The organism is Arenimonas sp., from assembly GCF_019459675.1.
Lineage (GTDB): Bacteria > Pseudomonadota > Gammaproteobacteria > Xanthomonadales > Xanthomonadaceae > Arenimonas.
The window spans coordinates 1-6,703 of the sequence record NZ_JAIBFH010000304.1 but is presented as its reverse complement, the minus strand read 5'-3'; the positions used below and the strand labels follow the sequence as shown (position 1 = coordinate 6,703).

The 6,703-nt window shown below is 68.6% G+C and carries 5 protein-coding genes and 2 pseudogenes; 1 reads left to right on the top strand and 6 read right to left on the bottom strand.

The genetic code is table 11. The features are described 5' to 3' along the window. Positions 1–50 precede the first annotated feature (50 nt). Together K0M70_RS10380 and ttcA are read right to left on the bottom strand one after the other, a co-directional pair. Entirely contained in the window at positions 51–962 is a 912-nt protein-coding gene (locus K0M70_RS10380) for a recombination-associated protein RdgC (RefSeq protein ID WP_290781796.1), read from the bottom strand. 48 nt (positions 963–1,010) lie between these two features. Further along, positions 1,011–1,919 (bottom strand): tRNA 2-thiocytidine(32) synthetase TtcA, encoded by a 909-nt coding sequence (gene ttcA, locus K0M70_RS10375; protein ID WP_290781795.1) that lies wholly within the window; start codon positions 1,917–1,919, stop codon positions 1,011–1,013. Positions 1,920–1,994: 75 nt separating this feature from the next. Between ttcA and K0M70_RS10370 the strand changes: the two genes are divergently transcribed. Continuing rightward, entirely contained in the window at positions 1,995–2,201 is a 207-nt protein-coding gene (locus tag K0M70_RS10370) for a DUF465 domain-containing protein (RefSeq protein ID WP_290781794.1), read from the top strand. Between the two features lie 27 nt (positions 2,202–2,228). Here the strand turns inward: K0M70_RS10370 and plsB are convergent. From plsB to K0M70_RS10350, 4 genes and pseudogenes are all read right to left on the bottom strand, one after another. Continuing rightward, positions 2,229–4,723: pseudogene (gene plsB, locus K0M70_RS10365) on the bottom strand (glycerol-3-phosphate 1-O-acyltransferase PlsB); the annotation flags it as partial. A 57-nt stretch (positions 4,724–4,780) separates the two neighbouring features. Next, the gene (locus tag K0M70_RS10360; protein WP_290781793.1) at positions 4,781–5,704 is read right to left on the bottom strand and encodes a hypothetical protein; all 924 of its coding nucleotides are present in this window, start codon (positions 5,702–5,704) and stop codon (positions 4,781–4,783) included. A gap of 94 nt (positions 5,705–5,798) precedes the next feature. Then, a complete protein-coding gene (gene pyrF / locus K0M70_RS10355; RefSeq protein WP_290781792.1) occupies positions 5,799–6,500 on the bottom strand; it encodes an orotidine-5'-phosphate decarboxylase in 702 nt (233 codons plus the stop codon). Positions 6,501–6,504: 4 nt separating this feature from the next. Further along, positions 6,505–6,703: pseudogene (locus tag K0M70_RS10350) on the bottom strand (acid phosphatase); the annotation flags it as partial.

Genomic DNA, 6,703 nt, shown 5'->3' with positions numbered 1-6,703 from the left:
CGCCGCCGCCCCCCCCCCCCCCCCCCCCCCCCCCCCCCCCCCCCCGCGACTCAGGCCTCGGCGGGGCTGAACTTGAGCGCGACCTCGAGCACCGCGAACAGGCGCTTGAGCTCGGCGGCCATCAGCGCATAGCGCGCGGTGAGCTCGGCCTGGATGCCGTCGCGGTCGGTGCCTTCGAGCTGGTCCACCACGCCGTCGAGGAACTTGAGCTTGCGCACCACCAGGTCTTCACCCAGCACGAAGCTGACGTGGTCGTCGAGCACCAGGGCCAGGCGCGTGACCTGCTTGCCCGATTCCAGGTGTTTCTTGATTTCGTCGCACAGCAGCTCCTGGCGCTGGCACTTCACCACCGCGCCGCCGTCGATGGGGTCCTTGAGTTCGCACTCGTCGCCCAGCACCAGGCCGGCCGGCAGCGGTTCGCCGGCGATCCAGCCGGTGAGCACCGCGCGCGCCGACACTTCGGCGTTCAGCGGCAAGGCCGGGAAGCTGCCCAGCGCGTGGCGCAGTTCGGACACAACGTTTTCGGCCGACTTGCGCGAGCTGGCGTCCACGGCGATGAAGCCGTGCTGCAGATCCAGGGTGGCGCTGGTGCGCATGGGCCGCACGAAGGCGCGCGGCAGCAGTTCGACCACCAGGTCTTCCTTCACGCGCTTGCGGGCGCGGCCGCCGAGCTTGCGGCCTTCCTTTTCTTCCATGGCTTCGATGCGCTTGGCGAGTTCGTCGTTGATGACGGCCGAGGGCAGCAGGCGCTCTTCACCGCCCAGGGTGATCCAGACGGTGTCGTTCAGGCGCAGGCTCATGGCGGGTTCGTCGCGGCCGAAGGGCGACACGAAGCCGCGCGTGATCAGCTCGGACGGACCGACCGGCTTGAGGCGGTGGTCTTCCAGGCGGGCGTCGAGTTCGGCGAAGGCTTTGGCGAGGGAGGCGGGGAAGCGGAAAAAGGTCAGGTTGCGAAAGAACATCAATCATCCAATTCAAAGAGAAGAAACGGGCAGGCACCCGGCATTGTTTCAAACGTGCCCGGCATCGGGCCCGTTGTTTTCGGCGTCGCCGGCCAGCCACGCGTGCGCGTCGGGCAGCGGGGCGGCGGTGAGGCGGCCCAGGTTGGCGAAATCGAAGGCCGACGGGTCGGCCAGCTGCGACGGCCGCACGTCGGAAAGCGCGCGGGCGATGGTTTCGGTGCGGCCGGGATAGTCCTTTTCCCAGGCCGCCATCATGCGCGCCACCTGCTTGCGCTGCAGGTTTTCCTGCGAGCCGCACAGCGTGCACGGGATGATGGGGTATTGCTTCCAGTCGGCGTAGTCGCGGATGTCGGCTTCGCGCACCGTGGCCAGCGGCCGGATCACCACGTGCGCGCCGTCGTCGCTGAGCAGCTTGGGCGGCATGGTGGCCAGCTTGGCGTGGAAGAACAGGTTCATGAAGAAGGTGGCCAGAACGTCGTCGCGGTGGTGGCCCAGCGCGATCTTGGTAAAGCCGTGGTCCTTGGCGTGCTGGTACAGCGCCCCGCGGCGCAGGCGCGAGCACAGCGAACACAGGGTCTTGCCCTCGGGCACCACGCGCTTGACCACCGAATAGGTGTCCTGTTCGATGATGGTGAAAGGCACGCCGAGGCTGCGCAGGTAGTCGGGCAGCACGTGTTCCGGGAAGCCGGGCTGTTTCTGGTCCAGGTTCACCGCCACCAGCTCGAAGCGCACCGGCGCTTTTTTCTGCAGATGCAGCAGCAGGTCGAGCATCGTGTAGCTGTCCTTGCCGCCCGACAGGCACACCATCACCCTGTCGCCTTCTTCGATCATGCCGAAGTCGGCAATGGCCTGGCCGACCTGGCGGCGCAGGCGCTTGGCCAGCTTGTGGCGCTCGCGCTCTTGCGATGGTTTGCGCGGGACGGGATCTTGCAGCAGCAGGGTCATGGCGGGGTGCATCGGGGCGGGCCGCCATTTTACCCCTGTCGCCGCCCCGGCCGGGGCGCTAAGCTGGCCCGGCAACCGGAGGATGTGATGGCCGAGGAAGATCCCGCCAAGATCGCCGCGCAGTTGGTGGAGCTGAAGGTCGAACACCGCGACCTGGACGCCGCCATCGACCGTTTGGCCGAATCGATCCAGGCCGACGAGATGGCGATCAAGCGCCTGAAGAAGCGCAAGCTGCGGCTCAAGGACATGATTGCCGCACTGGAAAGCCGGCTGATCCCCGACCTCGACGCCTGAAGTTCCCGGACCCCGCGGGGCCCGCGATCAGGCCTCGGCCTTCACCACCACCGCGCCGGCCACCTTGCTGACCGCTTCGGGCGACAGCTTGCTGATGGTGTGCCGCAGGTCGCGGCCCAGCACCACCTTGGCGTCTTTTTCCCAGGCCATCAGCTGTTCGTCGAAGTCGAGCTTGCCGTTCGGGCACACCCACACCAGCTTCATCTCGCGCAGCTTCTGGATGAAGCCGCGGAACAGGGATTTGTCGAAGAACTCCGGCGCGGCCGGCGCGTACAGCAGGCTCAGCCGCTGCGCGGTGAGGTGGCACAGCGATTCGAGCTCGCCGGCGCTGAGCGTGCGCGGGCCGTTCTTCACCAGCGTGGTGATGGCGATGAAGTAGCGCTCGAACGCCTGCTGCAGGCTGTGGGCGATGGCGCGCAGGCGGAAGACCTCGTCGGTCTGGCCCGGGCCGCGCGACAGGATGCCGCCGTCCTCGTCGCTGGCCACCGACAGCAGGCCTTCGGCCACGAACAGGTCGATGGTGGCGTCCAGGCGCTGCGCGAAGCCGTTCTCGTCCCAGGGCAGGAACAGCTCTTCCTGCACGAACGGGTAGATGGTCTGGCCCAGCCGCAGCAGGCCGGCGCGGCTCATGCGGCGGTTGTTCTGGAAGCACAGCGCCACCCAGCTGGCGGCCGCGAACAGGTGCAGCACGTTGTTGCGGAAGTAGCTCTGCAGCACCGCCGTTTCGCCCTCCACGCTGATCACGTCGCCCAGCGGATGCACGGTGCGGGTCAGCACGCCGATCTTCTCGCCGTAGGCGACGATGGCCGCCGGGTCCAGCGCGGTGACGGTGACGCGGTCCGAATAGGGCAGCAGGGCCAGCAGCTTCTTGCTCAGCGCCAGCTGCGCCAGCAGGTCGGCTTCGGACATGGCGTGCTTGGGCGTGGCCAGCAGGGCAGCGCCAGCAGGTTGACGGGGTTCACGTCGGCGGCGCGGTTGATGTTCACCTGGATGCGGTGGGCCAGGTCTTCCACGGCGCCGTTGATCCAGGTCGGCTTGTCGTCGGGGTCGGCGTTGCGCTCACGCCAGTCCGGCGCGTGCTCGGCCAGCACGGAGTCCAGGAAGATCGGCTCGCCGAAGTTCACCGCCACCTTGCCGTAGTGCTGGCGCAGGATGCCGGCGCCGGCCTTGAGCAGGGCCCAGATGGTTTCTTTTTCCTTGGGCCGGCCGGTGAGTTCGTCCAGGTAGCTCTTGCCCTCGATCAGCTTTTCGTAGCCGATGTACACCGGCTGGAACACCACCGGCCGGCGCGGCGCGCGCAGGAAGGCCTTGATGGTCATCACGATCATGCCGCCCTTGGGCGCCAGCAGTCGGCCGGTGCGCGAACGGCCGCCTTCGATGAAGTATTCCAGCGAGAAACCTTCGCCCACCAGCTGCGAAACATACTCCGACAGCACCGCCGCGTAGAGCGCATTGCCGCGGATCGAGCGGCGTATGAAGAATGCGCCGCCGCGGCGAAGCATCGGCCCGAGCACGGGCATGTTGAGGTTCACGCCCGCCACGATGTGCGGCGGCACGATGCCACGGTTGTACAGCAGGTAGCTCAGCAGCAGGTAATCCATGTGGCTGCGGTGGCAGGGCACATAGACCACTTCATGCCCGGGCGCGACCTGCTTGAGCGTTTCGACGTGGTTGACGTTGACGCCGTCGTAGATCCGGTTCCAGAAGCCGGTGAGGGCGAACGAGGCCGAGCGCACCACGGGATTGGAATAGTCGGCGGCGATTTCCCAGGCGAAGCCGTGGCCCTTTTTCCAGGCCTCCAGGTATTCGGTGCCGTCGCGCCGGGCCTGGTCGGTAATGGCCTTGCGCACGGGCTCGGCGTCCAGCACGCGGTCCACCAGCAGGCGGCGGGTGGACAGGTCGGGGCCGATCACCGCGGTGCGGATGCGGCGGAAGTGCCCGCGCAGCACGCGGCTGACCTTGCGCACCTGGCGCTCGTGCGGCATTTCCTCGCCCAGGATTTCCCAGACGCGGACGCTGGGCGAGAACTGCACCACCGTGTCGCGGCCGTTGAGCAGGATGGCCAGCAGGCGGCGGAAGCGGCCCACCAGCACCCAGTTTTCCGAGAACAGCACCGAGAACCAGCCCGACTGCCTCGCCGGCGCGCGGCCGACGAATATCGACACCGGCACCAGCTGCACGTCCTGGTCGGGATACAGCCGGTGCGCCATCAGCAGGCGCGACAGCGCATCGGAATGGCTGCGGTTCTTGGGTCGCCCGAACAGGCCCGCGCGCCGGCGCGACAGGGCCACGTAGCTGCGCTTGCGGCCCAGCGGGTCGCCCGGCAGCGCCGCCAGCGGCGACGGCAGCCCGGCTTCGCGGCAGGCGCGGTCCAGGATCAGGGTGTTGGACAGCCCGTAGGTTTCAATGACGTAGCAGATCGGCCGGTCGAGGCTGAAGGGCGGCACCACCGGCTCACGCTTGATCTCAATCCAGGGCTGCAGCAGCTTTTCCATGAAGCGCGCCCACAGCGGCGGCTTCGCGCGGGGTCGGGGCGGCATCGGCGGGGTCGCCGGTTTTTGCGATTCGTCCATGGGTGTTCAGCCAGCCGGGTTGGCCGGCGCTCCCGCGGAGGTGGTGGCGGCGGCTTCGCCGGCCTCGGCCAGTTCGGCCTCGGCGTCGGCCACGGCCTGGGCGCTGTACCAGCTGTCGCCGCGGCGAAGCATGGCCATTTCGAAGCTGACGGTCTTGTCCAGCAGCGGGTATCTCACCTTCACCTGGGCGCGGTCGCCCTGGGCGGACACCAGTTCGGCGCGCACGCCGTCCAGCGCGCGGTCCAGGTCGAGGTCGTAGGCCTTGGCCACCTGCTTCACCCCGGCCAGGGCGATGCCGCCCTTTTCCATTGCCGGCACCATCGGCAGGGCGCGGGCCTGGGCCAGGGTCGGCAGGTCCAGGGCGTTGGCCGTGTCCACCAGGGCCGCCACGGCGGCGCGGGCGCGGGCGCGGTCGGTGAACAGCTCGGGCTGGGCCCAGGCCATCAGGCCGGCAACCACTTCGCTGGCATGGGTTTTGTCTTCGGCGCTCAGGTCGGTGTTGGCCTGGATGGCGGCGTTGACGAAGATCAGGGCGGTGGCCTGCATCAGCGGCCACTGGCCGGCGATTTCCGCTTCCAGCTTGGCCAGCTTGGGCTCGAGGTCGCGGTTGAGCTCGGCCTCGGCGTCGGGCGCGGTCAGGCGGGCCATCATCTTGTCGTACTCGGCGGCGTCGGCGTCGGCCACCGGATCAGCCTGCGCTACGCGGTCGTTCCACAGCGCCTCGGTGCGGGCGTGCAGCTCGGGCGGCAGGCTCAGGCGGGAATAGCGCAGCAGGTCGTTGTCGCGCAGCGCCTGCGCCAGGCCTTCCACGGCCGCCACGGGGTTGCCGGGCGCCTTGGCTTCTTCAGGCGCGTCCTTGCGGCAGGCGGCCAGGCTCAGCACGAGCGCGAGCAGGGCCAGCAGGGTCCAGGCGGGGAGTCTTCGGGTCATGCGTCGGGGCGAAAGCGTCGGTTTGGCAGGCGGTGAATCTAGCAGATCGGACGTTTACAGCCCGTTTTCCGGGCTCCGTCCGGCCAGCCGGCCTTCAGCTGCCTAACGCGGCCGCAATCTGGGCCTGCAGGGCCTCGGCCGCCGCTGCCGGGTCGGCGGCCTGGCGGATGGGGCGGCCCACCACGATGTGGTCGGCCCCCGCGGCAAAGGCCGTGGGTACGTCCACCGTGCGCTTCTGGTCGTCCCCGGCCGGACCCGCCGGGCGGATGCCGGGGCACACGATCAGGAAGCCCGGGCCGGTGGCCTGGCGCAGCGCCGCTGCTTCCTGGCCCGACGAGATCACGCCGTCGCAGCCGGCGGCGCGGGCCGCCAGCGCACGCTGCACAACCACCTCGGAAGGCTCACGATCGATGCCCAATTGCCGAAGATCGCTGCGGTCCATGGATGTGAGCACGGTCACCGCAAGCAGCTTTATATCGCCCTTCTCCTGCGAAGCTGCACTCATCATGCCGTCATGTTGGCCGTGGATGGTGCAAAAAGTTACTGGATAGCGCGTCAGTCCCTTCAGGGTGGCGGCCACGGTGGCCGGCACGTCGTGGAACTTCAGGTCCACGAACACTTTCTTGTCGCGCGCCGCCAGCTCCTCCAGCACCCGGAAGTAGTCGCCGCTGGTCAGCAGCTCCATGCCGATCTTGTAGAAGCCGACCGCATCGCCCAGCCGGTCCACCCAGGCGCGGGCCTCGGCCGCCGTGGGCACGTCCAGGGCGAAGATCAGGCGGTCGCGGACGGCGATCATGGGCTTACTGGGCGTACTTGAGGCTGTCGAGCTTGAGCTGCCGGCGCTCGTTCTCCGGCAGGGTCCAGGCGTTGTTGAACAGCGCCGGCTCCCAGCTGCCGTAGGTGGGGTTGGGCAGCACGAACCAGCGCTCGCCGATCCAGCCCACGAAGGGCGCCATCGCCTGCTCGCGCCCGGCCGGGTTGTTGGCGACGATGGTCACC